Raw genomic sequence first — 25,016 nt, 5'->3', positions numbered from 1 at the left:
AGCTTGGCCTGAAAATGGCGCTCCCTAGGGCGACCCCCTACTCGCCTTGGAGCGCGATCGCCGCATAGCTAGCCGCACCAGTTTCGCACCAGAAACGACCTGAAAAGGCCGCGACAAACGCGATCGAAACCGAACGAAAACCCAGAAGAATCATCGAACCCGATTAATATCCTCCCGCTCATAACGGTCTGGTTGCAGGTTCGAGTCCTGCCGGGCCCACCAGCGAGATCAAAGAGTTAGCTGCTCTTCAGCTCGCAGCCAGTGGGCCACCGCACCAAAAACGCCTCGCTTCGTTGTTCGAAGTTGAATTCAGCAGTCCGGAAGCAACCTCTCTGTCTTCGATCTACCTACGACTTCTCCGCGTGATCACAGTTTCGCACTACGAATCAATGCAACCCGTTGTCATTCCCTCATCGGAACGGTATTTCGACGGGTCGAGAGATTGCGAGCGGAACGTGTAAATCGATGGTGTCGAGCTGGCGCTCCGCTCGCGGATACAAGTACTGGCAGCATTCAGGAAGATCTTTGCAACAAGGTGATAAAGAGAGGGCCCAGACGAGCGGGCCCTCTTTGATCAGCGAGGCCGGTATTTCAGAAGAGGTTGCCGAAGGGCTTACGGAAGACGCTGTTTGAGCCACCGAAGATGCCATCCTTCTTGATGGCCTCCGTGCTGATGCCAGTGGCTGCTTTGACGCCCTTCGCGACTTCGCCGCGTTCGTCCTTTGCTCCCTCGACGTTAGCCTTGGCGCGATCGATCGCCACCTCGGCTGCTGCAGCCGTGACAGCATCGACAGCGCGGGCGGAAGGGGCACCAGCCGCAGCGACGGCAAGCGTGGTGGCGACGATGACAGAGTATTTCATGTTCAATCTCCGTGGAGTTTACAATTTTGGGTTGATGCGATTTCAGATGCCGGTGCGCAGCTTGCCGCTCGCCTTCAGCTTCAATCCGAGCTTCCCGGCCCCGAGATCGACGAACTGGAGTTCGGAGACCTCGACACCGGCCTTCAGCAGCTCAGCCGGAATGGCGGCCTTCAACTTTTCCTGGAGCGCCTAGTTGAGCTTGTCGTTCAGGAACGACTTGATCTGACCCGTGATTTTCAGACGGCCGAGCAAGCCATCCGCATCGGCGGTCACCACCTTTGCGGAAGCCGTCACGACGCCATTTGCGATCACCGGCGTTACATCAACGGCCAAGTGAGCCGCCTGCGACACCACGGTGGTCTCGCCGACGACGCGGTCCTTCATCCGCATGTGGAATGGGCCGTGCCACTCCGGCACGGTCACGATAGCACACTTGTTGAGGAAGTAGCGCGCCTGCAGATCGACGTTGATTGCGGCACCGTTCGGCATGACTTTGGCATCCCAAACATTCCAGTTGTCGGCGCAACGGCTGACCTGGCGAATGTTGTTAAGCGTGGTCTGCATGGCGGCCTGGAACTCGCCCAGATCGACCACGATTTCGGTTGTGAACGGAGCCTCGATGCGCGGCATCTCTGTCGCAACGGAGGCAGTGGCAGACATCAGCGGTAGAGCGGCGGTAGCGGCAAGCGCCGCGGCCAAAAGCTTGGTAATCATAGATCTTCCTCCGGTAACGCCGCGGGCCTTTCCCTGGGCGGTCATCTCGTGACGGACCGGATTTGCGCAGAACCAAAAAAAGGCCCGACGGCCATCTTGCGGGCACACGATTTGCTCTTGGGCGGTAGACTAATTTTTGGGGACCTGTTTTACTGCGCCGGGGGATAGCCCAAATTTTGGGGCAGCCCCCAAAATTTGGGGTACAATGACCAGCGGGGCCGAAGACATTGAACTGGTCTGTCTGGGCGCGTTAAGCGACGCTCGCGCCGACTTTTTTGGCAACCTCGTTGCCCATGCGGAAAAGCACAACGCGAAGGAGCCTTTGCGCGAGGAGGACCTAGAAATCCTGCGGGCTGACGAAGCCTTTCAGATAGCAAAGTTCTATTACTTGGCAGAGAAACATGGTCTCAACTCAGACAAAGAAGCGCTGCGGTCGTTCCTCAACCGTCACAACGAGGCACTGCAATCGTACCTTGAGGACGATGCGAAAATTAAAGCCCTCGATCTTTCAAAACAACGGCTTCGGAACGATGGTCTATTTTCGGAGGATGCCATCGAACAGGTTTGCGAACTGTCGACGGGGAAGTTGCGACTGGACCAGGCCGACCTCGGACGGCTGCTGTCGCCGCTGTACTCCGCAGAGACGATCAGGAAGGCGGTCCTCGCCCTGGCCAAAGGAGGCCTGTTGATCCGGGCTCGCGGCAAGCAAGCATTTATCACATCCAATGGCGCTCTTGAAAACTATTTTGCACTTTATCTGCGATTGATCGTCGACCGGATCAAGGAAGCCGCAGACAGGAGGGAAACGTGAAACGCTACCTTATCGGATCAACAGCAATACTTCTCCTTACATGCACGATCGCGACACTCGCACGCGCCGCCAGCGTTCAGGCGTACACCAACCGCGAAGGCAACCGCATAGAGCAAGAGGCGAAACGGATCTCATCACAGGCAGATCTGATGCGTTCAGAAAGCCGCCGGCTGAAAAAAGAAGCCGCTGAACTTCGGCAACGCGCCGATTTTCTCGACGGACTGTGGAGTGTGGCTAATCAAGCCGCTCCACTTAAGTTTCCGGACTTTGCTGGGCGCGACCAAAGCCAACAAAAAATGCGATCCGACGCCGATAGAGAAAGCCGAGACTCTGCTTCTTTGATTGATGAAGGTGTTCGTCTCGATGCGGAAGCTAAGCGGTTGCGTGATCTGGCCGTTGCTGTCAACGCGGAGGCGGAGCGAGAGTGGAGCAATCGGTTCTGCTGCAAGAAAAGCGATCTTCGCCCTCTGCGGCTCAAAATTATCCAAATGGCTCGCTCTCTCGGACTCAACTACACGCCGAGCCACCCCTAGCACGACACGGGCCTAAGCCCCACGCCCAGTTGGGCCTGACCTCCAATAGCCACGCACCAGGAGATCTGCTGAGGCCGTGCCCCTTCACCTCGATCACCAGAAGCCGACGCTGACCTTCGACCATAAACATTGTTCGAGGGGCGATCTCTGCAGGGTTGTCGATCCCAAGCCGCCGTGGGAATCAACGAAAGTCAGACTTCGGCTCTCCTCTTGATCGAGGTTTGTTGCATGCAACTTTTACTTCAGCACAACACCTCCCCTTGCAATCTGCGCACGACTATGTCGCTAGTGTGCAGTCAAACCGGTTTGAATAGATTCATTTCCACGCGTGCCCCGACGCGTAGTGCTTTGCGCCCCTGCGTCATGTCTTCGATTGTCAGGTTACAACGGGGAGACCTATGAGCCCGCTAGCAAAGGTTTGGACATCGATCGGCCAAACGTTCGCTCCTCTTGCCACCGGATGGGCAGTGTACGTGCGCGGAGGCCTTTCGAGTGATCATCTCGAAGAAGGCGTATTGATCTCCCGCGGATACTGGGGGCTGCTTGTCTCGCTCGTCGCTGGCACTGCCCTTTTGGTCGTAGCCGCGCTTTACGTCCGGGAGGCGAAGCGAAGACGCAAGAAGTCGTGGATTCCGACAAACACGACCTTCGACGAAAAGGATCAATATCTACTGATCTCTCGCGTGACTTCTGTGGCGTTTGCCCTGTCGGTTTGCGCCGCGTTATTTATCTTCGGTAGCAGGTACGCTGATAGCAGGATCTACGCTTGGGATGGGACGTCGCCGCTCGCGGCAGGATTCTTGACAAGCCGAGAGTTCGCGCATACGGCTGGCTGTCCTCGCGAACCGTGTTTTGCTGTAGCGCAGCGAATATCTCCCGGGCACTCCATAACAGGCGTGAACGAGTACGTCCTGTACTGGACGGACGGCAGCTTAGCAGTCATGGCCGTGGCGTTGCTCTGCAGTCTTTTTTTTCTGATCGTTTGCTGCTTGAGGGAAGATGCGCCGCCCGCCAAGCGACGGTGACGCGATCGTTGGCTTCAATCCTCCGCTGACCCGCCCGCTCGCGTTGCATGGTTCAAGCCGGGTGATCCGCGACAATGAGTGGGTATCTTGCCTGAAGTTTGCACCGCCCTTCAGAACGATACTTGTCGGCCAAACTCATTTTTCGTGATGAAGAGTGTAGTCCGCTTCAACCCAGCTTCTTCCTTGGCCTATGCCTTTGCCTTGGTGTCCATGTGTAAACTGCAATACCGTTTGACGTCGCTCCCATAACCGAGGCCCGGTCCCGCGTGGCCGGAAACGCAGCGGACGTATAGAGGAACGACAGTATCCTTATTTAGGTCGAGGCTATGATGCCCTCCTCGCCAGCGCGATCGACTTTTGGGACAATTGCCATGGGCACCCGGCGCGAGTGAGGACACTAGGCCCAACGTATTCGCCCCCCTCCAACGATCGCACGCGATCGCGCCGATGGAACTGGCCAACCGCACTAGTTTCGCCCAGAAATAACCTAAAGGAACCGAAACGGGACGCGATCGAGATCCAGCAAAGACGCAGCAAAATCAACGAAACCGCCTGCTATTTTCCCGCTCAAGGGTCTGGTTACAGGCCCGACGAGTATAATCCCGTTTACGCAATCTTCCATCCAAACAGTCCGCCCCAGTTGCGCCCAGGACGCCTATTTGGACCATCTACTCCTTCAATGGTGCTCGCGATCGGTCTTTTCGCGTTTATCGAAAGGTGGCTGCGGTCAGAGGCGGAAAATCTCTACCAACACGCCCGCCTTTTTGCACGCTGTAGACGCCAAATTCTCCCTGCATTGACAGCTAACCTTTTGGCGACCAATTCCCGGCCTCTGATATCGCCCGTGCTTGACGGGGCATAATCGTGAGCTCTCCGAGGAGAGACCGCACCGTGCGAAGCACAGACTTTTCGAGCGCAGGTCAGCTAGCTTCCTGGAGCAAGCGAACAACATGAACATGCGCGGCAATCCTTTCGCAGCAAGTGCCTTCCGAGGGCCTAACTCGTGGCACGTCTGAGACGGCTGGCAGTGATCCCTGTGGGCTGCTGGCCGCGACGCATGCGGGCGTCTCTCGCAGCCGGTTACTGCGGCGAAACGACGATTGAGGGCTTCCTCAGCCGTGTCGGAAAAGAGTATCCTCGACCCAGGATTAGAGAGGGTCGCCGACAGCTATGGCTCCGAGAGGACTTAGACCGTGCAATAGCACCGACGCCGACCGAGTACGACGCCGCCGAGGATCTGTAGTTGTGGCGTTAAAGCTTCCCCGGAACGTCATCCCTAAGACGCTCGCCGGCGGTCAGCAAGCATTCTACTATAACGTTCCGACCCATTTCCGTAAACTGGGCTGCCCGATCCCAAACGAAGCCCTTGGCGACTACATCACGGCGTGTGGCACTGATGGTGAAGGCGGTCGCGCGGCCGTCTTGAATGCGCTATTCGACAAATGGAACCAAGATCGAAAGGGCGTGATCTACGCGAAGGCTTCTATAGCGCGCGTCGGGTCGCTTGACTGGCTTTTCCGCGAATTTAAGCAGACGAAGGCCTATCTTGAGAAGGTCTCGAAGCGGTCGCGGCCAGGCTATGAACACAGCATGCAAGCCATCTGCGATGTGCGAAACAAAAAAGGTGAGCGCATCGGATCGCTGCCGATCGAGAGTATCACCCCGCGCGCCGCCGATAAGCTCTACGAGATATTCATCAAGAATGGCGCGGGCGAAAGTGTCCTCTTTCGGCGCTGGGAGAAATTCGTCGGCCTATGCCGCAAGGCATGGCGCGTAGTTCACCGACTGTACCCGGCCGAGTTCGCCAAGGATATTCCGAACCCTTGGCCCGGAGTTACGATGAAGACGCGAACGAAGGCGACCAAGCACGCCGTCACCCGCGAGCAAGTTTATACCTTTGCACAAGGCTGCGTGGAACGCGGCGAGGTAGGCGCTGTGCAGCTGCCGTCATCTGCTTTGAATGGCTGCAGCGCCCTGAAAACGTCTTGGCAGGGCACATCAAGTGGACGGGCTACAGGCAGACCACCCCGCCGACCATCCAGATTGAGCATCACAAAACTGGCGCAAGGATCGACCACCCGCTTGAAGACGTACTCGACGACGGCACGGCTATCCCACTCTATCTGGAGGCAGAGGCGATCCTGGCGAATCTGAGACGTTTGGGAACGCCGATGATCCTGCGCGAGGTGCTGCCGCCCACGGATAAACGATTTGTCCGTCCCGGCGCCAAGACCGTCAGCAAGCCCTACTCGTTCTCCGGCATGCAGAAGATCGTTCAACGGATGCGAAAGGAAATCGGCCTGCCCGTCACGTTCACACTAGACGCTTGCCGGCACGGCGGGATGACCGAACTTGAGGAAGCCGAACTTACCGAGGGACAGGGCCGCGCCCTGTCGGCGCACCGCACAAGGGAAAGTTACGCCGGCTATGCCAAGCGGACAGCTCCCCGCATCCTTGCGGCCACACGCAAACGACGAGCTCACGTCTTGGCGAACACAACAAAAACAAAGTTTCAGAATGCGGCCTCTGGCGAGTTTCAGAACAACAAAATCGTGAAAATGTAAGATACTGGCCGGGCTTCAGAAACCTGGCTGGGGCGGGAGGGATCGAACCTCCGAATGGCGGAATCAAAATCAGTTTGATTATTCAATCATCTCAGTGCCCGTTTGGAAAAAATCGCCGTATTGGCCACTAGAAATATCAATAGCTTAGCCGGAGTTTCCAAACGGATCTCGTGCAAAGAAATCGGCGAAACCAACTACAATGGAGGCGCTCTTCTCTCTTCCCATGCCGGAATGTAGCTTTACCGATCTCACGCACTAGCGTGCGCCAAGCAGCCGCCACGTTTTTCGAGGCCGCGCATGCACGCGCCGTAAACATTTAAACTCTGCGCTTCCCACAGAAGCCGCTGATTAAGAGGCCAACGATCTAGCATGAAAGCTAATGTTCATTCCGACAACTGGACCGTCAGACCTGCAATGAACCCCCAGCAGATAATCTCGTTGTCGGACTGACGAAGTCTCGGTTGATCAGCGCAAGGAGGAGAGCTCATCGTCAATAGTCGAGAGTTGGAGTCAGCGTCCGCTATATGGCGAAACCCACTATTTTATCCGCCATGTTCCCAACCGGCGGGCGAACGAACTTCTGGAAATGAACTCAGAAGACTTTGTCCAAAACCATCTTTCGTAGGCAAGTCTTCGGCGTGCATGGTTGCATGCCAAGCAGGTCCAACTCAGAGAGACGAAACCAGCAATTCCGACATTCGCTTTCCGTTGCCATCTGAGGAGGACGGTCGGTGCCCAGGGCGGAATCGAATATCCGCTTATCTAGCTGATCTTAACTCATTTTTGCTGATCAGCTTTCACAATGTACCCATCAGTGTACCCAAAGCTTTCTGCATGCGTGCATGTTCACAACTTGTTTCAATCGTCTCGTTGGCTGAGATTCCCAAAGCGCACCTGCTGGACGATCCGATCCAGCGTAGGCACTTCGCAACACGCCCACTCGGACGATCGGGGCGGCCGACGCAATGAGTTTGGGGCGTTCACGTCGCCCGGCACGGAGAGCGCCAAGCTCCTGGCAGTTGGCCATAGATCCATAGATGCTCGCAGCCATCGTATCGGCACGGGCAAGCTCGAACGGCGGTGGAATACCCGATACCCCTGGAATCGCGCTGTATCACTCGAGGAGAACTCTATCGGATGGTCTGGGACCGACCGCTGACCAGACCCGCCGGAGAATTTGGGCGTCACCGGAAGCGACATGGCCAACCACTTCAAGAGGCTGAACGTGCCATATCCTCCGCGCGGCCATTGGGCCAAGAAGGAGGCTGAAAAGCCAGTCGTTAGACTTGCGCTTTCACGCAGACTGGATGGCGCCCCCGACACGATCGACATCCGAGCCAGGCTCCGAAAGCCTGACCAATCCTCGCAGGTCGAAGAGACAGTAACGACCCTGGCCGAGCGTGTTCCTGACTTTGCGAGTACACCCTCCATTAGGAGAGCAAACCGAGACCCTGACGACGTGCCGCCATTTGGCCGGGACACAATCTGGGCACACAGCGAATCTCAGCGATCGGCATCGCCTCGTTTACCTTTGGTCCCCAGAGCGCACATGTTGCACGATCCCGCAGAGGTGCTCTGTAAGACGCTCACGCGTGCGTCGGGGTGGTGGACGCGAGGATCTTGGACTGCTCGTCTGAAGGTCGGTAGCCCCTCCATTGCCGAAATTGGCCGGTTTCTCCGCACACATCACAACTTCCGTCTCTCGCACAGTGTTCATTGCAATATGGGGTTGAACCAGAAATAATCGGTTGTGAACGCTCGACTTCCTGTGAGGTCATCAGGCAGCGACGATCATGTCCGGGCCGAGGAAATGGACAATGGGAGACATTCGCGCCACGAGACATCGCTACTCCTTCTTCGCGCGGTCCCGGCCGAGCCGGTCTATCGCGCGATGATCAGGATTCTGTCCGAAGACGGAGAAGCTTTGGTACCTTGCACCGTTACCGAGGTGCAAGCGGAGAGCGATGGCTTCGCGCCTATCACGGAGCCGACGAATTCCGCAGGTACATACACCCTGCGCGACCCAACCAACACGCGCTGCCTGAAGATAGAGCCCCATGACGGTCACTGGGGCATGTTCGTGGAACTTGCATCTCCTGACGATGATATCGAATGCATATCGATGGGTGATCCGGACCTACCATGGTGGCAGGTAGCAGTCGGAGCGAAACACCCAGCAGTCCACTCGGCGCGCGGCATCAGGATCGGGATCATCGATGTCCTGTTCAGGCCGGGACCGCACTTCGGGCAATTCAAGCTGGTCGAACCGGAACGTCTCAAGAAGTTCTCGTCCGTTTCCGCCGACGGGCATGGGCGCCAAGTGAGTGCGATCGTGCAGGGACGGGGCCCAGGCGGTTATCACGGCCTCGCCCGCGACGCCGACGTTTTCTTCATCGATGCGTCCGTGGCGGAAGAAGACGGAACGTTGTCGGAGACGAAGTTGGACCGTGCGCGGGTCATCGACGGAATCCGAAACCTTTGGGAGACCTACCAGGTCGACATCATCAATCTATCCTGCGGCTTCGGCCCGCTGGAATTTCCAGACCTTGAAGACGCCGTCGAAGAGGCAGCGGACAACGGGGCGATCTGCATCTGTGCTGCGGGCAACTCGGTCACGATTCCGATCGAGGCCCCGGCCCGATACGAGGCGGCAGTCGCGGTATGCGGCGTGGGATTCACGGGGGTGGCCGCCCATCCGACGTTCCTGGGGCGCCTCGTCGAGAGGGCCCGACGCGAGAATACGCCGGTCGGATGCGCAGTGCGGACGTGGCGCCACGGGGTCCCGTTCCTACACTCCGGAACGGCTTGGGGGCCGGAACTCGGGGCTTTTGCGCCCAGCTTGGGGATCAACTTGCGGTCGGAAAACGGCCGCATTCGGGAGTATTATGGAACTTCATATGCCTCTCCCATCGTTGGCAGCGTCCTTGCCTGCGAGCTCTCGCGGGACCAGATATATCGAGACCTCTCCGGCCGCGACCGGTATCAGCATGCACTTCGGCGGCTCGGGCAGATTTCATCCCCCATAAATCTGGCATTCGGAGGTTCCGCTGCGGGAATGCCCTTGCTGCAGCGTTAAGGCTTCTGTGGTACAAATCGGATCGGCTCGGCCTAAGCAAGTGAGCAAAAAGCGGTCAGTGAGCGCCAAAATGCAGGAATACGTAGTGTCGCTCCGTCGCGGGGTCGACATGAAAGCAGCGGTTCCAAACGGGTCTTTGACGGACGCCGTGAAGGAAACGCGAGTCCGCATCATGGAGGTCATGCCCACGGGAAAGACCGTCGTCGTAGCCATCAACAGTCCGCGGGAACTCGAGCTCCTGCACGCACGCCTCGACCGCATTTGTCATGTCGTCGAGCGGACGATGGGTCACGTCCTGAGCGGTAGCTCCTCCGCCAGTCGCTGACCGGTCTCGATTTGAGCTGCGAGCGGATCTCGGCCGGCACAGCGATCTCACTTTCTAACGGCGGTCCAGCTGGCCGCCGTCGGTTTCGAACGATGCTCGCTCGACGAACGATGCGCGGCGCCGATGCTTCGGGCTTGCGGAACGCTCGAAACTCGCGGTATCAAAGATCGCTGCAACCTACGGCCATGCCGATTTCGCCGTACACGGCGACGTTGATCGTCGCGGTTCTGTGTGAGGTTGGATCCGATGTCTTCGCCGGCTCCGAATTCGTCCACCGTCGTGGTCACTGCGGATGAGGCCTTCCGGGTCTTCACCGGTCGAGAAGCGATTGGAAACATCCAGGAAGTTGCCGCGACCGACGACACCGTCTCAGATGTCGAAAAGGCGGCGGTCTTGGCCGGCTTGGGAAACACTTTGGACAAGTTGCGCCGGGCAGAAAAAGCCGCCGGAGCGAAGGTCCTCAGCACTCCGAACGATGGACGGGCAGCGAGGCTGCAAAGTCTCATCGCTTCCGGAGAGGCCGCCAAACTGCTTCTGCATCCGTTGACGAGCGGAGGACTCGAGGCGATCTTCGATACCGATGACTGGAGCGGCTGGGCCACCGTCGCCTGGGCGAAACTCACCAACCCCATCAAGCACAGACAACCCGTTCCCGGCACCCTGATCCCCGACCCGCTCGCCGAACGGGCGCGGGTCGCGCTGCTCGGCGACTGGGGGACGGGAATGTATGGAGCCCCCCACATCGCAGACGCCGTGAGGAAGGACGGCGACGGGTTCGAATTGCTGCTGCATCTCGGCGACGTTTACTATTCCGGCACGGTCGACGAGATCAACGGCCGATTCCTCGCCCTCTGGCCCACCCGGCAAGGAGCGACGAGCCGGGCGCTGAATTCGAACCACGAGATGTTTTCCGGCGGCAAACCCTACTTCACCCGGACGTTGGACGCGTTCGGACAGAAGAGCAGCTACTTCGCGTTCCAGAACGCGAACTGGACGTTGATAGGTCTCGATGTCGCCTATATCGACCACGACATCGACGACGAGCAGGCCTGGTGGGTAAGCGAGGTCGTGCGCAACGCCGGCAGCCGAAAGGTCGTCCTCTTCTCGCACCACCAACTCTATTCCAACATCGAAAAGGCCCAGGGCGACCGCCTATGGTCGCATGCCACCTTCGGCGCACTGCTGCGCAGCAGACGCGTGTTCGCCTGGTACTGGGGACACGAGCACAGGTGTACCATCTTCGAAGAGCCCGACCGCGAATTCGGAATCTACGGCCGCTGCATCGGTCACGGCGGGATGCCCCAGGCCCGAGACCTCACCAAGGGTCTACCTCGTTCTGCGCACTCCCGCTACGCGGCAGCAGACTGGCGCGTTTGCGACGAGATGGCGGTCGGCCCCACGGTGCTTTCGCGCGCCGTGGTCCTCGAAGGTCCGAACCCTTTCATTACCGGTGAGGAGGAGAAATTCACGCCTCACGGATACTCCGTTCTCGAATTCGACGGGCCGCACCTTCGCGAGGACGTCCGCGATGCGAACGGAGCGGTCATCTACTCGAGGCAGCTCTGCTGAGATCCCGCATGACTTTCGATCCAGCCAAACTGCTGACGCGCGCCCAGCGGGCGCTAGGCAAGAACTCCGCTTCCGGCGCGGTAGGCAAATTCCGTTCGATCGTCGGAACAAGGAAGATCCCGGTCAGTGAAGAGAACGCGCAGATCGCATTGGACACCCTGCTCGAGGGCGGGACGCCGACGCCCGCGCAGATTTCAGCCCTTGAGATGGTCATCCGACTGATGAGGCCGGTCGTGGTCACCGCAAGCGCGGTGTTGGGCGATCTACCCGAGACGAGCAACAAGGATCTGCGACCCGAGTCGTTGAAGTCGGCATGGAGCGACTTCCGCCGAGTTGCCACCCCGCTCATCGGCTCGATCGGACGCATCGAGGATTCGTCGGGCAATCACGTCGGAACCGGCTTCGTCGCCGGCAAGAATGTGATCGCGACGAACCGACACGTGCTCTCGGTGCTCACCTACGGCGGCAACGTTCTCGGGCCCTCGCAAAGCCGCATATGCTTTAAGCAGGAATCGGGTCTGACGAATGCCAAAACGGACTACGCCAGCATCGACCGGGTGATCGACGTCCACCCGCGCCACGACATCGCGCTGCTCGAATGCGACGTCGGCGACAGGGTTATTCTGGATTTCGAGGACGACCTGCCGGAGGCAGGTGCCCCCGTCTGCACGATCGGATATCCGGGCGAGGACAAGAAGAACAATCCGTTGTTCCTCACGCCCGTCTTCAACGGTGCCTTCGGAGTGAGAAGCGCTTCCCTCGGCGAAGCCCTCGACGGCTCGGAGGACGTCGACCTCTTCCACGATTGCTCGACGACGAGAGGAAATTCGGGTTCGCCCGTTTTCGCGCTTTCGACCGCCAAGGTCGTTGGAATCCACATGTCCGGATTCTTCATGTACAGGAATCAGGCGCTGTCGGCGAAGGCAATCCGGGCCATGGGCCGGCCAAAATGAGCCGACGCGCGCTGATCTTCGCGATCGAGAAGTACTCGCTGGTGAGCGACGGAAGCGTCGAAGCCGAGCTGGAGCGGACGGTCGCCCGTGCGCGCCTTTTCCGCTTCTGGCTGACCCGCAAGTGGAAGCGAGAGGGCGTCCCTGAAGCCGATCAGCATGTCATCTTCTGTTCCGAGCCGAAGATAATCGGCGGAAGGGGCGCATCGATCGGCGACCTGACGACCGCGCTACTCGAGTTGAAGAAGTCCGGCCGCAACATGACGGACGAACTCTACTTCTATTTCAGCGGCCACGGCTTCACCTTCGACAGGAACGTCACCCGATCGAGCATCCTGATTGCTGCCGATTACAGGTCGATGGAAGAATCGGGTCGCCAGTGCGCCAATCTCGATTGGATCGTTCTTTGGCTGACGATGAACATGGGTACGGGACGACACTACTTCTTCGTCGACGCCTGCCGCAATCTCATGGACTCCGCGTTGATCCAGCCGACCGACGCCTTGCTGAACAACAATCCGGACACCACGGGAGAACCCGACTCGTTCCTTCTGCAATCCTCCCGGGTGGGGGAGGTGTCTCCGGCCGACGGCACTTTCGCAGATGCATTGCTTGCCGGCCTAGCCGGTCAGGGCACCGCCAAGGTCTGGGACCGAAGCGATCCCGGTGCGATGGTCGTGCGGTTCGACACCCTCAGGGACTTCGTCAGGCAGAAGATCAAACGCAAGATCCATCAGAACGTGACCGGCGACGGCGGCGACGCTTCGGGTCTGATCCTCACGATGAAGCCGCCGCCGATGTCGCGCTGCACGATTCGGCTGACGGACGGAAAAGCTGCGGGTACCGCATTCTTCGAAGGAGAAAGAACCCATTTCTCCAAGCCGATGGAGGAATCGCCGGCTCACTTCGACGTACCGCCCGATACTTATCGGATCACGCTGGATGTGGGCGGAGCCGACACTTTCCCGAGGGAACGCGTTCTCTTGCTCTACGACGACGCGGAGGCCACGTTCTCGCTCGATCCGACGGTGTCGGCTCCGGTTCATTCTCCGCAGACGACGGTCGTTACCGTCCCGCTGGACACTTCGCTCTCCATTCGAGACCTGAGCGGTCGGACCTTGCGGACGCTCCCCGAGGGCACGCACCGGCACGTCCCGCGCGGAACGTACGGCGCCGTGCTCAGCGACAAGACCGGGAAAAGGGTGATCAGGTCGGACGAACTCGTCCTCACCGACGTCGGATCCGTCGACATCGGGGAATGGACCCGAGGCGCGATACGAAAGGCCATCATCGACAGGTTTCCGAAGGATCCGAACGGCCGCCTGTCTCCCGTTCTGGAGCGGGCGCTCATTGACACCGATCTCGACATCCTCCTTTCGCTCCTGGGCGCCGCAAAAATACTCGAAGGCGATCCGCGCGTCCCGACAACCGAAATCGGACGACTGCCGCTCGACGATTTCGCGTCGGAAAAGGAAGGGGCTTCGCCGGTCTTCGTCTTGGCCGCGTTCGACGACGACGAAACCGGATTGGAGGTCTCCGTCCGTCGCACCGGTGCACCGGTCTGGAGATCGGCATCCCGACCTGAGATCGGATCGCTGCGCGACTTCCGCGCCAATCCAGACGCCGGTCCCCTGCATGTCTCGCTGCGGAAGAAGGGCGACGACGCAGCCTATACCTTGAAGTCCATCGCCCTTCGCAACCGTGTCACGTTGATCACGGTCACCCAGGACGGCGACGGTGGGTTCATCGTCGGACAACACTTCATTCCGATCGGACGTCTCGCCGCGAAGTTCGAATACCCTACGGCCTCCCTGCATGGAGACCCCTTCCTGGATGTGCTTGCCGCAAGCAGGATGACGCGCTCGTTCCGGAGACGCAAAAGCGTCATGAGCGATCTGCAATTCTATCCCGGCCGGGATCTCGTCGCGGGAAACTGGAAGGACCCATTGGTGATTCTGCTCGCGGCCTACGAATCCCTGCGCCGCGGGCGACAAGAGATCGATCTTCCGATTCTCGTCTCGACCCTCGAGAACCTGTTCGGCGATATTCCGGACACCAAAATCTTGGCAGCGAGACTTCGGGGCGCGACGCCACGGCTCGGAAATGGAATTCCGATCTTCAAGGACGGCTTCGTCGCGGCCGGCGGGTCGGTATCCGACCTTCCACCGGGCTCTTCGCTCGACTACTCGTCGATCTGGACCGCATGGCACGAGTTTCCGTCTCGGGTCTGACTTGAAACTCGCGATCGAACACGCCGCTTACTTGCGTCGCGATCTTCTGCTGGACAAGGCACGCGCTCGCGACGTTTCTACCGCGCCACGCCACATGGTCCATGGACTCCTGGAGTCGAGACGACTCGCATCGAGGGGCGACGGCAGTTTCCTGGCAATCGAAAGAAGCTCCACGCCGTCCAGGAAGAGTGGAGCACCAGGCGAAGCGGCGACGTCTCGTCCGAAGAACGCCGCAAGCCCGGCTCCGTACAAAAGCTCGGGGAAATATCTGTTCAGGTTCGAGGCGACCTCGCTCCAGGCCAGACGCCGCTGGCCCCCCTACTGATCAGCTCGTAGCACGCCAATGTACTAGTGACAGATATCGTCACGTAGCCTTCGCAAGTCTTATCGCTCCAAAGCCGACAGCGCGGATGTCACTTACTGTAACTATTTTTGGGCGTTACGCGTGTCGGCAGTCTCTGACTTACTGAATTTCCAGCCAATCAAATGCGCGCCGCGTATACTCAGAACTCTTTCGAAGCGGCGGCGATGATGGATGACTTCACCTTCTACGCTGCAGTAGCTGGGTATCATCAGGCCGACCTACCGAACATCTCTAGTCAGCGCTAGCATCAAGCGCTGCGCGATGTCCGCAGCTCCGGTTCCCCAACGCCGGATGAGCACGTCCTGCGTCGGGAGAGTCATCGAAGCATGACCTGCAAGCCCCCCCGACCCGGCATTTACCTGAGCGGCGCTTGCCACGTGATTCGATATACCGCAGCTGGAGGAATATTGCAGGACTGTCCCTGCAATTCGTCTGGCTCTGAGCCCAAGTCGATCGAGTATGGGACGAGGCACAGGATACCAGACGCTGTGCGGGGATTGATAGAAGCTTCCGCCGGCCCGGAGATGCCCGAATGCGCCGGAAAGGATGGACATCACTTTGCGCGGCCGCATCGATAGCAGCGGCAGGCCGCTCACGACAGCGACTGCTTTTTCTTCTGGAAATAGATCACACTTCGCGAGGTGTGCAGCGTCCGTCCGGAGGACCCTTGCGCCCGGAAATCGGAATTGCAGCATGCGCATGAAATCGGAGCCATACTCTACGAGGGTCAAGTCCCTTTCGCGAATGCCGCGAGCAGGAAAAACCCCGGTAAACACTCCGGTTCCGCACCCAATTCGAGTATCGGCCCCTCTTAGGGAGGATTTCACTCGTGACGGAACGACCGGAACAATGAAGGACCGATACAGCGGCTCGCTATGAGCTCGCTCGATTCGGCAGTCTTGGATAATCAATGTAGCCCTCCGCGCTTCCGCCGTAGAATGTGGCGGTGTCCCACTTGTTCAGAGGCACTCGTTGCGCGAGTCGTTCGACCAAATCCGGGTTGGAGATAAACGGCCTTCCGAACGCAATCAAATCAGCAGCGTCTTTCGAAAGCGCCTCGGTGCCGAGCGCCAAATCATAGCCGTTGTTCGCGATATAGGCGCCCGAAAAGCACTTCCGTAGCGAAGCATAGTCGAACGTCGCCACATCGCGCGAACCACCCGCCACTCCCTCGATCACGTGAAGATAAACAAGATTTAGCGCATTCAGCCGTTTCGATATATATTCAAAAAGCGACTGAGGATTGGAGTCCGACATGTCATTTGCCGGCGACACCGGAGAAATGCGGACACCTGTGCGTTCGGGGCCAATCTCCCCCGCCACGGCCTCCGAGACTTTCAGCATGAGCCGTGCGCGATTCTCGATCGAACCACCGTAAGAATCCTGGCGCTCGTTTGCGCCGTCCCTGGCAAACTGGTCGAGAAGATAGCCGTTAGCCGCGTGAATCTCGACACCATCAAAACCTGCTTCACGGGCGTTCAAGGCCGCTCGTTTGAACTGGTCGATGATCAGCCGGATCTCGGCTAACTCTAAAGCTCGCGGCTCAGACACGTCCGCCAAGCTGCCGCCGATGAAGGTCTTGCTTCTGGCGCGAATCGCCGACGGCGCGACCGGCGGTGCTCCGCCAGGCTGCAAAGACGTGTGCGAGATCCTGCCGGTATGCCAGAGCTGAATGAAAATGCGCCCGCCCAACACGTGCACGCGTTCGGTGACGTTGCGCCAGGCAGCGACCTGCTCCGCGGAATAGATTCCCGGCGTATCCTGATAGCCTTGACCTTGCTGCGATACTTGGCTCGCTTCAGTAATCAGCAGGCCCGCGGAAGAACGCTGGCCGTAGTAATCGACCGCTAGCGGGTTTGCCAACATGAGGGGCGCTACCGCCCGACTTCGGGTCATGGGCGCCATAACGACGCGGTTGGGAAGGAGGTTCGGGCCCAGCCTGAACGGCTCAAGCAAGTTAGTTAAAGTGTTCATTCTCTCACCGATTGCGCATATTGAGGCTTACTTGGCCAACTGCCTTGCCTTCCGCTTGAGGGGCGGCCTCGCGTGTGTGCCGTCCTTTTCGGCGTACACTCCTCTGATCGTTCCGCCCCGCCCGCCAGACAAATTGCACGATTGACTCTATCACTTGTTTATTGTTTAGCAAATATTGCGGTGCCGCCTGCTCTGTTCTCTCAGAGTTCGCGCCACCGTGTCCGCGTCAAATTGGATCTGCGCATGACAGAAATGCCCGCATACGTGACCTATGAAATGCGAGGAAACATCGCAATCCTCAGCTTGAATCGGATCGATAAGCGGAATGCGCTCAGCAACCAGGTCGTCGAGGAAATTTCAGCTGCTGTGGAGCGAGCCCGAGGCGAAGCCGGAGCTGGGGTGATCTGCGGCAAAGGCGGCCACTTCTGCGCTGGGCTGGACCTCGCCGAACACAGGCTCAAGACGCCCTTTGAAGGCATGCGGAGCTCGCGTCGGTGGCATGAGGTCTTTGGTCAGATCGAGTTTGGCCCAATTCCTTGGTTTAGCGCCTTACATGGTGCTGTCATCGGAGGCGGCCTCGAATTGGCGGCTTCAACCCATGTTCGAGTGGCGGATAATACAGCGTTTTTCGCGTTGCCCGAAGGACAACGCGGAATATTCGTTGGCGGCGGCGGGTCAGTCCGAGCGGCTAGGCTGATGGGCGTTGCGCGAATGACCGATCTGATGCTGACGGGGCGAACAATCGACGCTCAACAAGCTGAAAGATGGAACATCGTGCAATATGTTGTACCCGCGGGGACGGCTCTGGACGCCGCATTCGATCTCGCCAAGCAGGCCGCCAGCAACGCAGAGCTATCGAACTATAGCATCGTCAACGGCTTGCCAAGGATTGCGGAAATGAGCCGCGATGACGGTCTTTTCGCTGAAAGCTTCATCTCGGCCTTCACTGCCACAAGCCCGGACGCTGAAGCTCGCATGACAGCCTTCCTCGATAAACAAGCGCGCAGGTCGAGCCCCGCGAAGGAAGCATGATGGAGTTCGCGTCGTCAATTCAGCACCGGCCGAACCTATGAAATCCTATTGCACATCAGTGATGTGGTCATCATTTACGCCTCAAGAGGAGCGCCATGTCGACTGATCCGATCGTCATCTCAGGCTCCGCACGAACGCCCATCGGGAGCTTCCAGGGAGCACTTTCGTCCCTCAGGGCGACGGATCTAGGGGCAGTGGCAGTGCGCGCGGCAACACAACGCGCGCGCGCAGCATTCACTGCCATCGACCGCATCTACATGGGATGCGTTCTCTCGGCGGCGCTGGGGCAAGCGCCCGCAAGACAAGCGGCTCTCGGCGCGGGCCTGTCAGAATCGGTGCAAGCGACCACCGTGAACAAGATGTGCGGATCAGGAATGCAGGCAGCAATAATGGCTGTCGAGACTCTCCAGGCGAACGCTGCGGATATCATCGTGGCAGGGGGTATGGAGAGCATGACCAACGCGCCATACGCACTTCCGAAGCATCGTAATGGCGCCCGTATAGGCCACGATCGTGTGATCGATACCATGATGATGGACGGACTCGAGGACGCTTACGAGCCTGGTAAGCCGATGGGTGCATTCGCTCGAGATGCAGCCGACTCATACCGCTTCAGTCGCCAGATGCAAGATGCCTATGCCAGCGGAGTCTTTGCCGCAGAGATCGCGCCAGTCGCGGTGACCAATCGTACCGGTCCTGTTCTTGTCGATACTGACGAGCAGCCCGGTCACGCGCGACCCGAGAAGATTGCATCTCTCAAGCCCGCGTTCTCGAACAGCGGGACCATTACTGCCGCGAGTTCCGCCTCAATATCTGACGGGGCCGCCGCTCTCGTCCTGACGCGGCAAAGCGTTGCGCAAAGATTGGATCTGGCAGTGGCTGCGCGGGTCGTCGGCTGTGCAGCCCACGCCCAAAGTCCTGCTCTCTTTACGACAGCCCCGGTGGGGGCAATCGGCAAATTGCTCGCCGACATTGGTTGGACCGTCAATGACGTCGACCTTTTCGAGATCAACGAAGCGGTTGCTGCGGTCGCCATGATTGCCGCGCATGACCTCGGAATTCAAGAAGACCGGCTGAATGTCAACGGAGGCGCGACGGCGCTGGGCCATCCGATTGGGGCGTCCGGTGCTCGCCTCATCGTGACGTTGCTGGCTGCTCTCAAGAACCGCGGCCTGCGCCGAGGCGTCGCCAGCCTGTGCATCGGCGGCGGAGAAGCGACCGCTATGGCTATCGAACTCATTTGAGGGATCCATTTCATGAATATCGAGGGCGTCTCGGCAATCATCACCGGCGGAGCATCCGGTCTGGGAGCGGCGACGGCGGAGCAGCTCGCTCGAGCAGGCGCTCAAATCGCCATTTTCGACCTCAACGCGTCCGAAGGAAACGAAACCGCTAAGCGGCTTGGTGGCAGCTTCCACAAGGTCGACGTCGCCGACGATCAATCGGTCGCCGCAGGACTGGCTGCAGCCGAGGCCGCGCATGGGGTGGCACGGATATTGGTCAACTGCGCTGGAGTCGCGCCAGCGATCCGGGTCGTTGCGAGAGACGGAACCCCTCATGGACTGGACGCCTTCCGCAAAGCGGTTGAGGTCAATCTGATCGGGAGCTTCAACACCATCACGAAATTTGCTGCGCGGCTTATCGCTGCGCGCATCGAGGGCGAAGAAGCGGGCGTGATTGTCAACACCGCGTCCGTCGCCGCCTATGATGGACAGATCGGACAAGCAGCCTACGCCGCCTCTAAGGGAGGCGTGGTGAGCATGACACTTCCGATCGCACGGGATCTCGCGCAGTATCGAATTCGAGTCATGACGATCGCCCCTGGCATTTTCCTGACGCCCATGCTCATGGGCCTACCGCAGGCCGCACAGGATAGCCTCGGCACCCAAGTTCCTCATCCATCCCGACTGGGCAAGCCGGTTGAGTATGCGCAGCTCGTCGACAGCATCATTGGAAATCCCATGCTCAACGGCGAGGTCATTCGCCTCGATGGCGCAATCCGAATGGCCCCCAAATAACCGAGCGGCTATGGGATCCCCTGCATTCGCCAGAACTTAGCGGCAAACAAGATCCGAACCTGAAGTGAGTGCAAACATGGCCGAAGCTTACATCGTCGATGCTGTCCGTACCGCAGGCGGAAGGCGCAACGGTAAGCTAGCGGGTTGGCATCCCGCCAACATGGGGGCCGAGGTCCTCGACGCACTCATCGAACGGACTAACATCGATCCCGGCGCCATTGAGGACGTCATTCTCGGTTGCGTGACACAGGCCGGAGAGCAAGCATTCGCTCTGGCGCGAAATGTCGTCCTCGCCTCCCGCACGCTTTCCCAAATCGGTGCCGGCGGTGACGATCGATCGTCAATGCGGCAGCTCTCAACAGGCGGTCCAGTTCGCGGCCCAGGCCGTTGTGTCGGGCACGCAGGACGTTGTGATCGCTGCCGGTGTCGAGAGCATGAGCCGTGTACCGATGTTCTCAAACATGTCATTTCATGCCCAGCAGGGTGTTGGAACGGGTCCACTTAGCGACCGGATCAAAGCCCGCTATGGAGTCGACGCATTCAGTCAATTCGATGGCGCCGAGATGATAGCGACTAAATACGGCTTCGATCGCGAGACTCTCGACCGCTTTGCGCTCGATAGCCATCGCAAGGCCGCAGCGGCTAGTGCCCGCGGGGACTTCCGAAGTGAGATCGTGCCACTCGCGATCGACGGTGGTTTCCATGAGATCGACGAAGGAATCCGCTGGAATGCTTCTCTTGACGCCATTGGCTCTGTGAAGCCGTTGAAGGAAGGCGGCGTAAATATCTGCCGCCAATGCGAGCCAACTCTGCCATGGCGCGTCCGGTGCTCTAATCGTATCAGCGGAGGCACTGAAGCGCTTCAAACTCACCCCACTCGCACGCATCGTCAGTTTGACGGTCACGGCCGGCGATCCAGTGATCATGCTTGAAGAACCCATCCCGGCCACGAAACGCGCTCTCGCCCGGGCCGGCATAAAGATCGAAGATATCGACCTTTTCGAAGTCAACGAAGCCTTCGCATCTGTCCCCCTGGCATGGCTTCAGGCGACAGGCGCCGATCCCGCCAAACTCAATATAAATGGAGGCGCTATCGCGCTGGGTCACCCGCTTGGTGCAAGCGGGACCAAACTCATGGCGACACTGATTCATTCATTGAAAGCGCGCGGTGGGCGGTTTGGCCTTCAAACGATGTGTGAAGGTGGTGGCGTTGCCAATGTCACAATCGTGGAGGCTCTGTGATTCATGACCCCGTGCCCGACGCTTCCCAAAACGAAAATCGTCCGGCCGACGAGCAGCATCCGAGGCGACAATTCTTCAATAGATTCAAAACTTTGTTGAGTGACAAGCAAATTTGCGGGGGATTCCTGCAAAATTACTTGCTAATCGACCAACTAGTCGGTAGATCAGCCACGCAAGTTTGAAATCCCCTGCGAAGCCGATCCTTGAAGATCGGAAGCGATCCCCAGCTCGTTCTACGCCGCTGCTTATCCTCTCCAGAATCCACCGCTGGCGAGCGATAGGTCAGCCTTTCAAGCAAAGACTACCGACTAGTCGGTATACGTTCAAGGAAAGCCATTAAGGCGCAGCTTCCCGAGAACTCTAACTCAAGCGCCGAGCAGACCACCAGGATCTTCAAATGCAAACGAGGCCCAACATGAATCGGCCAAGCTTTTTCAGGTCGTTGATCGTCGGCATGACGACTGCCGTCGTCATCAGCCACAGCCTGTCCTCCGCGTCCGCGGCTGGTCCGGCGGATCAAAGGATCAGTGTCCGTGGCACAGTGATCGCCCTCAATAGCAACAAGCTCGAGGTTAAGTCTCGCGACGGTAACAATATCATTGTCGCCCTTGCCCCTGGCTGGGCCGCGTCGGCGGTTGTGAAGGCAACGATCGAAGACATCAAGCCTGGCGGATATGTTGGCATCGCATCGCTTCCCACATCGGAAGGCGGCGATGGCGCACTAGAGGTCTTGATCTTTCCGCCTCCGCTGAAGGGCACCGCTGAAGGTAGCTTCGCGTATGATCTGAAGCCACGCAGCACGATGACGAATGCCACCGTGGCGGACGCGGTCAAGTCGGTCAGCGGCAGCGTGGTGACGGTGAACTTCCATGGTCAGGAGAAGAAGATATCGATCCCCCAGGGCACGCCGGTGGTCACGCTGGCACCGGCAACGCCAGACGACGTCAAGCCCGGCAGTGTGATTTTCATTCCCGCGTTAAAAGGGGCAGACGGATCCATCTCAGCCGGCAACGTGATCGTCGGGAAGGACGGCGTCGTCCCCCCGATGTGACATCCAAAGCCCGACCGTGCACGCTTACGGTCGGGCTCCCCCAAGTCATATGCAGACCGAACATGTATGCCGCGACAGATTCGCCCTCACCGCCCTTGATGCAAAAGCGCCTTGTTCGGCGGCACTCTTTCATCGTGCGGCTGACCCATTGGATCAACCTGCTCTGCTTTGTGTTTCTCTTGCCGAGCGGACTTCAAATCTTTAACGCATATCCGCAGCTGCATTTCGGTGCCTACGGCGCCGACACCGACCCAGCACTCGTCAGCGTCGGCGCGGAGCAGCGTGCGGATGGACTGCGTGGATACCTCCGTATTGGCGCGGTGAAAATCCCGACCACAGGTCTCCTCGGGATATCTTCCGACGCTGGTGCCGAAACGGCAAGGGCATTCCCTGCGTGGCTTACCCTTCCATCTTACCTCGATCTCGCAGCAGGTCGGCGCTGGCACCTCTTCTTCGCCTGGCTGCTCGTCGTGAACGGCACGGTCTACCTGGCGCACGGACTCTACAGCGGGCATTTTCGGCGCGATTTGCTACTCAGCTGGGAACAGATGAAGCTACGCCACCTTTGGCAGCAGTTACGAGACCATGCCTGCCTCCATTTTCCCAAAGGCGAGGAGGCTCGGCGCTATAACGCGCTGCAGAAAATGACCTACCTGCTGGTCGTTCTACTGCTCCTCCCATTGATGGTCTGCACCGGGCTCACGATGTCCCCTGGGATGGATGCTGCGCTTCCCTTGTTGCTGGACTGCTTCGGTGGCCGCGCTTCGGCCCGCACTTTGCACTTCATCGCAGCGATGTTGTTGGTTCTGTTTGTGGCCGTCCATGTGACCATGGTCGCCGCATCCGGCCCCTGGAACAATCTCCGATCAATGCTGAGTGGTCGCTACGCGATTCGCACCGCGGAGGATGCCTCATGACCAGACACGTCTCCCGCCGTCAGTTTCTCGCCGGACTAGCGTACGGCAGCGCAGCAGCGTCGCTAGCCGGCTGCGATCGTCTGACGCAAAGCGCCGAGGTCGACGCGATGCTCCGAATAGCCGAACGGTGGACGATGACCAGCCAGCGGCTTCTGCTCTCTCACCAGCCGCTGGCCCGCGAGTTCGCCGAAAGCGACCTATCGCCCACCTTCCGCGCGAATGGAACGCAGATGCCCGACTCAGAGGAATATTCTCAGTTGCTCGACGGCGGCTTCGCGGGCTGGCGGCTGCAGGTCGATGGTCTCGTTCAGCGTCCGCTCCGACTCTCGCTTGCTGAACTGAAGCGCTTCCCACCTCGTACCCAGATCACTCGGCACGATTGCGTCGAGGGCTGGAGTGCCATCGGAAAATGGGAGGGTGTTGCCCTTCGCCATGTGCTCGACGTCGCCGGCCTACTGCCAGACGCCCGTTACGTCGTCTTCCACTGCGCGGATGAGCTGGAGCGGTCACTTGATGGCAGCGGTCGCTACTACGAGAGCATCGACCTGCTCGATGCACTTCATCCGCAGACAATCCTGGCCTACGGAATGAACGGAACAGATCTTCCTGTCGCGCACGGTGCGCCGCTGCGACTGCGCGTCGAACGACAGCTTGGCTATAAACACGCGAAGTATCTGATGCGCATCGAAGTGGTCGCAACCATCAGCCACCTCTGGGGTGGCAAAGGCGGGTTCTGGGAAGACCGTGGTTACGAGTGGTACGCGGGCATCTAAAGAACGCGCGCGACTTACCTAATTTCGCTCGACGTCATGAGAACTCATGCGCTCTTTTTGCCCGTATAGCGTTGGCCGCGCGCCTTCGTTTTAACAACGAGAATAGACAGACAATCGCGCTACACGACTCTCATCGGATCGTATCAGAGCAATGTAAGACCGCCGTCGACCGTAAGTTCCGCACCAGTCATGAACTTCGAGGCATCCGAGGCGAGAAACAGAATAACGCCGGCAACATCATCCACCTGCCCCCATCGCCCCATTGGGAAGGCCGCCTTGCTTTGCTGTAGGGCGACTTCAACGTTCGCGTAGACTCCTTGCGTGACTGCTTCATGCAACCCACTGGTCCCGAGGTCCGTTTCCGTCGGTCCGGGATGTACAGAATTCACCCGGATCTTTCCGGACGAAAGGCGTGCAAGCTCCACTGCAACAGCCTTCGTCAATAGGCGGACAGCGCCCTTCGACGCGGAGTATGCCGAATGGGATCGACCTGCGACTTGGCCGTATATCGACGATAGGTTGACGATCGAGCCGCCATGCGGCGTAATCCTAGCAGATTGCTGCATCAGCGGCACAGCCGCCTGCATGCCGATGAAGACCCCTTCCACATTTGTCGTATATACTCGGCGAAGGTCGTCCAACGATGTTTCCAAAAATGGCCGACTCAGGATAACGCCGGCATTGTTGACGAGAACGTCAAGCCGCCGTTCATTCTGTTCGACGCTCGCAATGGCGTGCCTCCAATCGTCCAAAGACGTCACATCGAGGCGGATTGCTCTTGCGCCGTTCCCTAGCAGGCCAACGCATTCCGCTAATCCTGCTTCATCAATGTCGCAAAGCACAACTTGAGCGCCCGCCTCATGCAACCGCTGAGCCGTTCTCCTGCCAATACCTTTAGCTGCTCCCGTGATGAGGGCGACGCGATCCTTCAATCCGAAGACCATCTGAGCACCTTCCGGCTCCGGTTCACCGGGCAAAAGCGTCGT

19 protein-coding genes and 2 pseudogenes are annotated in these 25,016 nt (G+C 58.9%); 15 read left to right on the top strand and 6 right to left on the bottom strand.

Features of this window, described 5'->3' with window-relative positions; translation table 11 throughout:
• Positions 1–591 precede the first annotated feature (591 nt).
• The 3 genes from ACQR07_RS34620 to ACQR07_RS34610 are packed head-to-tail and all read right to left on the bottom strand — an operon-like array spanning position 592 to position 1,575.
• Positions 592–861 (bottom strand): hypothetical protein, encoded by a 270-nt coding sequence (locus ACQR07_RS34620; protein WP_434906520.1) that lies wholly within the window; start codon positions 859–861, stop codon positions 592–594.
• Positions 862–903: 42 nt separating this feature from the next.
• Positions 904–1,035, bottom strand: a complete 132-nt coding sequence (locus tag ACQR07_RS34615; RefSeq protein ID WP_434906519.1) for a hypothetical protein — start codon at positions 1,033–1,035, stop codon at positions 904–906.
• Positions 1,036–1,050: 15 nt separating this feature from the next.
• Entirely contained in the window at positions 1,051–1,575 is a 525-nt protein-coding gene (locus tag ACQR07_RS34610) for a hypothetical protein (protein WP_434906518.1), read from the bottom strand.
• A gap of 205 nt (positions 1,576–1,780) precedes the next feature.
• On the opposite strand from ACQR07_RS34610, the gene ACQR07_RS34605 reads away from it, so the two are divergent.
• The 8 genes from ACQR07_RS34605 (at position 1,781) to ACQR07_RS34570 (ending at position 14,659) form a co-directional block, all read left to right on the top strand.
• A complete protein-coding gene (locus tag ACQR07_RS34605; RefSeq protein WP_434906517.1) occupies positions 1,781–2,386 on the top strand; it encodes a hypothetical protein in 606 nt (201 codons plus the stop codon).
• Positions 2,383–2,919 carry a hypothetical protein gene (locus ACQR07_RS34600; protein WP_434906516.1) on the top strand — a complete coding sequence of 179 codons (537 nt, stop codon included), beginning with the start codon at positions 2,383–2,385 and terminating at the stop codon, positions 2,917–2,919. Before ACQR07_RS34605 ends, ACQR07_RS34600 begins: the two co-directional genes overlap by 4 nt.
• Positions 2,920–5,189: 2,270 nt before the next feature.
• Entirely contained in the window at positions 5,190–6,098 is a 909-nt protein-coding gene (locus ACQR07_RS34595) for a hypothetical protein (RefSeq protein WP_434906515.1), read from the top strand.
• Between the two features lie 17 nt (positions 6,099–6,115).
• Positions 6,116–6,508 (top strand): hypothetical protein, encoded by a 393-nt coding sequence (locus ACQR07_RS34590; RefSeq protein ID WP_434906514.1) that lies wholly within the window; start codon positions 6,116–6,118, stop codon positions 6,506–6,508.
• A gap of 2,074 nt (positions 6,509–8,582) precedes the next feature.
• Complete coding sequence (locus ACQR07_RS34585) at positions 8,583–9,584, top strand: S8 family serine peptidase (RefSeq protein ID WP_434906513.1); 1,002 nt, start codon at positions 8,583–8,585, stop codon at positions 9,582–9,584.
• Positions 9,585–10,155: 571 nt separating this feature from the next.
• The gene (locus tag ACQR07_RS34580; protein WP_434906512.1) at positions 10,156–11,478 is read left to right on the top strand and encodes a metallophosphoesterase family protein; all 1,323 of its coding nucleotides are present in this window, start codon (positions 10,156–10,158) and stop codon (positions 11,476–11,478) included.
• Positions 11,479–11,486: 8 nt separating this feature from the next.
• Positions 11,487–12,431 carry a trypsin-like serine peptidase gene (locus tag ACQR07_RS34575; protein ID WP_434906511.1) on the top strand — a complete coding sequence of 315 codons (945 nt, stop codon included), beginning with the start codon at positions 11,487–11,489 and terminating at the stop codon, positions 12,429–12,431.
• Entirely contained in the window at positions 12,428–14,659 is a 2,232-nt protein-coding gene (locus ACQR07_RS34570) for a hypothetical protein (protein ID WP_434906510.1), read from the top strand. The genes ACQR07_RS34575 and ACQR07_RS34570 overlap by 4 nt, the downstream gene beginning before the upstream one ends.
• A gap of 725 nt (positions 14,660–15,384) precedes the next feature.
• Here ACQR07_RS34570 and ACQR07_RS34565 read toward each other — a convergent pair.
• Both ACQR07_RS34565 and ACQR07_RS34560 read right to left on the bottom strand, forming a co-directional pair.
• A pseudogene (locus ACQR07_RS34565) lies at positions 15,385–15,834 on the bottom strand (class I SAM-dependent methyltransferase); the annotation flags it as partial.
• Positions 15,835–15,896: 62 nt separating this feature from the next.
• Positions 15,897–16,997, bottom strand: coding sequence for an alkene reductase (locus tag ACQR07_RS34560; protein ID WP_434906509.1), 1,101 nt, complete (start codon positions 16,995–16,997; stop codon positions 15,897–15,899).
• Positions 16,998–17,240: 243 nt separating this feature from the next.
• Between ACQR07_RS34560 and ACQR07_RS34555 the strand changes: the two genes are divergently transcribed.
• The 7 genes and pseudogenes from ACQR07_RS34555 to ACQR07_RS34525 all read left to right on the top strand — a co-directional run bounded on the left by ACQR07_RS34555 (position 17,241) and on the right by ACQR07_RS34525 (position 24,030).
• Complete coding sequence (locus tag ACQR07_RS34555) at positions 17,241–18,029, top strand: crotonase/enoyl-CoA hydratase family protein (protein WP_434906508.1); 789 nt, start codon at positions 17,241–17,243, stop codon at positions 18,027–18,029.
• 95 nt (positions 18,030–18,124) lie between these two features.
• Complete coding sequence (locus tag ACQR07_RS34550) at positions 18,125–19,273, top strand: acetyl-CoA C-acyltransferase (protein ID WP_434906507.1); 1,149 nt, start codon at positions 18,125–18,127, stop codon at positions 19,271–19,273.
• 12 nt (positions 19,274–19,285) lie between these two features.
• The gene (locus tag ACQR07_RS34545) at positions 19,286–20,047 is read left to right on the top strand and encodes an SDR family NAD(P)-dependent oxidoreductase (protein ID WP_434906506.1); all 762 of its coding nucleotides are present in this window, start codon (positions 19,286–19,288) and stop codon (positions 20,045–20,047) included.
• 76 nt (positions 20,048–20,123) lie between these two features.
• Positions 20,124–21,289, top strand: a pseudogene (locus tag ACQR07_RS34540) (acetyl-CoA C-acetyltransferase).
• Between the two features lie 415 nt (positions 21,290–21,704).
• On the top strand, positions 21,705–22,340 hold the full coding sequence (locus ACQR07_RS34535) for a hypothetical protein (protein ID WP_434906505.1): 636 nt from the start codon (positions 21,705–21,707) through the stop codon (positions 22,338–22,340).
• A gap of 62 nt (positions 22,341–22,402) precedes the next feature.
• Positions 22,403–23,257: a cytochrome b/b6 domain-containing protein gene (locus tag ACQR07_RS34530; protein WP_434906504.1), complete on the top strand. Its 855-nt coding sequence runs from the start codon at positions 22,403–22,405 to the stop codon at positions 23,255–23,257.
• Positions 23,254–24,030, top strand: coding sequence for a molybdopterin-dependent oxidoreductase (locus ACQR07_RS34525; RefSeq protein WP_434906503.1), 777 nt, complete (start codon positions 23,254–23,256; stop codon positions 24,028–24,030). Before ACQR07_RS34530 ends, ACQR07_RS34525 begins: the two co-directional genes overlap by 4 nt.
• Before the next feature lie 143 nt (positions 24,031–24,173).
• Here ACQR07_RS34525 and ACQR07_RS34520 read toward each other — a convergent pair whose 3' ends face one another.
• Positions 24,174–24,974 carry an SDR family NAD(P)-dependent oxidoreductase gene (locus tag ACQR07_RS34520; protein ID WP_434906502.1) on the bottom strand — a complete coding sequence of 267 codons (801 nt, stop codon included), beginning with the start codon at positions 24,972–24,974 and terminating at the stop codon, positions 24,174–24,176.
• Between the last annotated feature and the right edge of the window lie 42 nt (positions 24,975–25,016).

The organism is Bradyrhizobium sp. HKCCYLS20291 (genome assembly GCF_051167715.1).
Taxonomy (GTDB): domain Bacteria; phylum Pseudomonadota; class Alphaproteobacteria; order Rhizobiales; family Xanthobacteraceae; genus Bradyrhizobium.
This window is presented reverse-complemented; position numbering and strand designations above follow the sequence as displayed.

Coding starts and splice junctions, on each gene's coding strand:
- ACQR07_RS34520 (WP_434906502.1), bottom strand. CDS start 24,974: ATGGTCTTCGGATTGAAGGATCGCGTCGCCCTCATCACGGGAGCAGCT.
- ACQR07_RS34530 (WP_434906504.1), top strand. CDS start 22,403: ATGTATGCCGCGACAGATTCGCCCTCACCGCCCTTGATGCAAAAGCGC.
- ACQR07_RS34560 (WP_434906509.1), bottom strand. CDS start 16,997: ATGAACACTTTAACTAACTTGCTTGAGCCGTTCAGGCTGGGCCCGAAC.
- ACQR07_RS34535 (WP_434906505.1), top strand. CDS start 21,705: ATGAATCGGCCAAGCTTTTTCAGGTCGTTGATCGTCGGCATGACGACT.
- ACQR07_RS34575 (WP_434906511.1), top strand. CDS start 11,487: ATGACTTTCGATCCAGCCAAACTGCTGACGCGCGCCCAGCGGGCGCTA.
- ACQR07_RS34550 (WP_434906507.1), top strand. CDS start 18,125: ATGTCGACTGATCCGATCGTCATCTCAGGCTCCGCACGAACGCCCATC.
- ACQR07_RS34585 (WP_434906513.1), top strand. CDS start 8,583: ATGTTCGTGGAACTTGCATCTCCTGACGATGATATCGAATGCATATCG.
- ACQR07_RS34590 (WP_434906514.1), top strand. CDS start 6,116: ATGATCCTGCGCGAGGTGCTGCCGCCCACGGATAAACGATTTGTCCGT.
- ACQR07_RS34620 (WP_434906520.1), bottom strand. CDS start 861: ATGAAATACTCTGTCATCGTCGCCACCACGCTTGCCGTCGCTGCGGCT.
- ACQR07_RS34605 (WP_434906517.1), top strand. CDS start 1,781: ATGACCAGCGGGGCCGAAGACATTGAACTGGTCTGTCTGGGCGCGTTA.
- ACQR07_RS34580 (WP_434906512.1), top strand. CDS start 10,156: ATGTCTTCGCCGGCTCCGAATTCGTCCACCGTCGTGGTCACTGCGGAT.
- ACQR07_RS34570 (WP_434906510.1), top strand. CDS start 12,428: ATGAGCCGACGCGCGCTGATCTTCGCGATCGAGAAGTACTCGCTGGTG.
- ACQR07_RS34555 (WP_434906508.1), top strand. CDS start 17,241: ATGACAGAAATGCCCGCATACGTGACCTATGAAATGCGAGGAAACATC.
- ACQR07_RS34610 (WP_434906518.1), bottom strand. CDS start 1,575: ATGATTACCAAGCTTTTGGCCGCGGCGCTTGCCGCTACCGCCGCTCTA.
- ACQR07_RS34545 (WP_434906506.1), top strand. CDS start 19,286: ATGAATATCGAGGGCGTCTCGGCAATCATCACCGGCGGAGCATCCGGT.
- ACQR07_RS34525 (WP_434906503.1), top strand. CDS start 23,254: ATGACCAGACACGTCTCCCGCCGTCAGTTTCTCGCCGGACTAGCGTAC.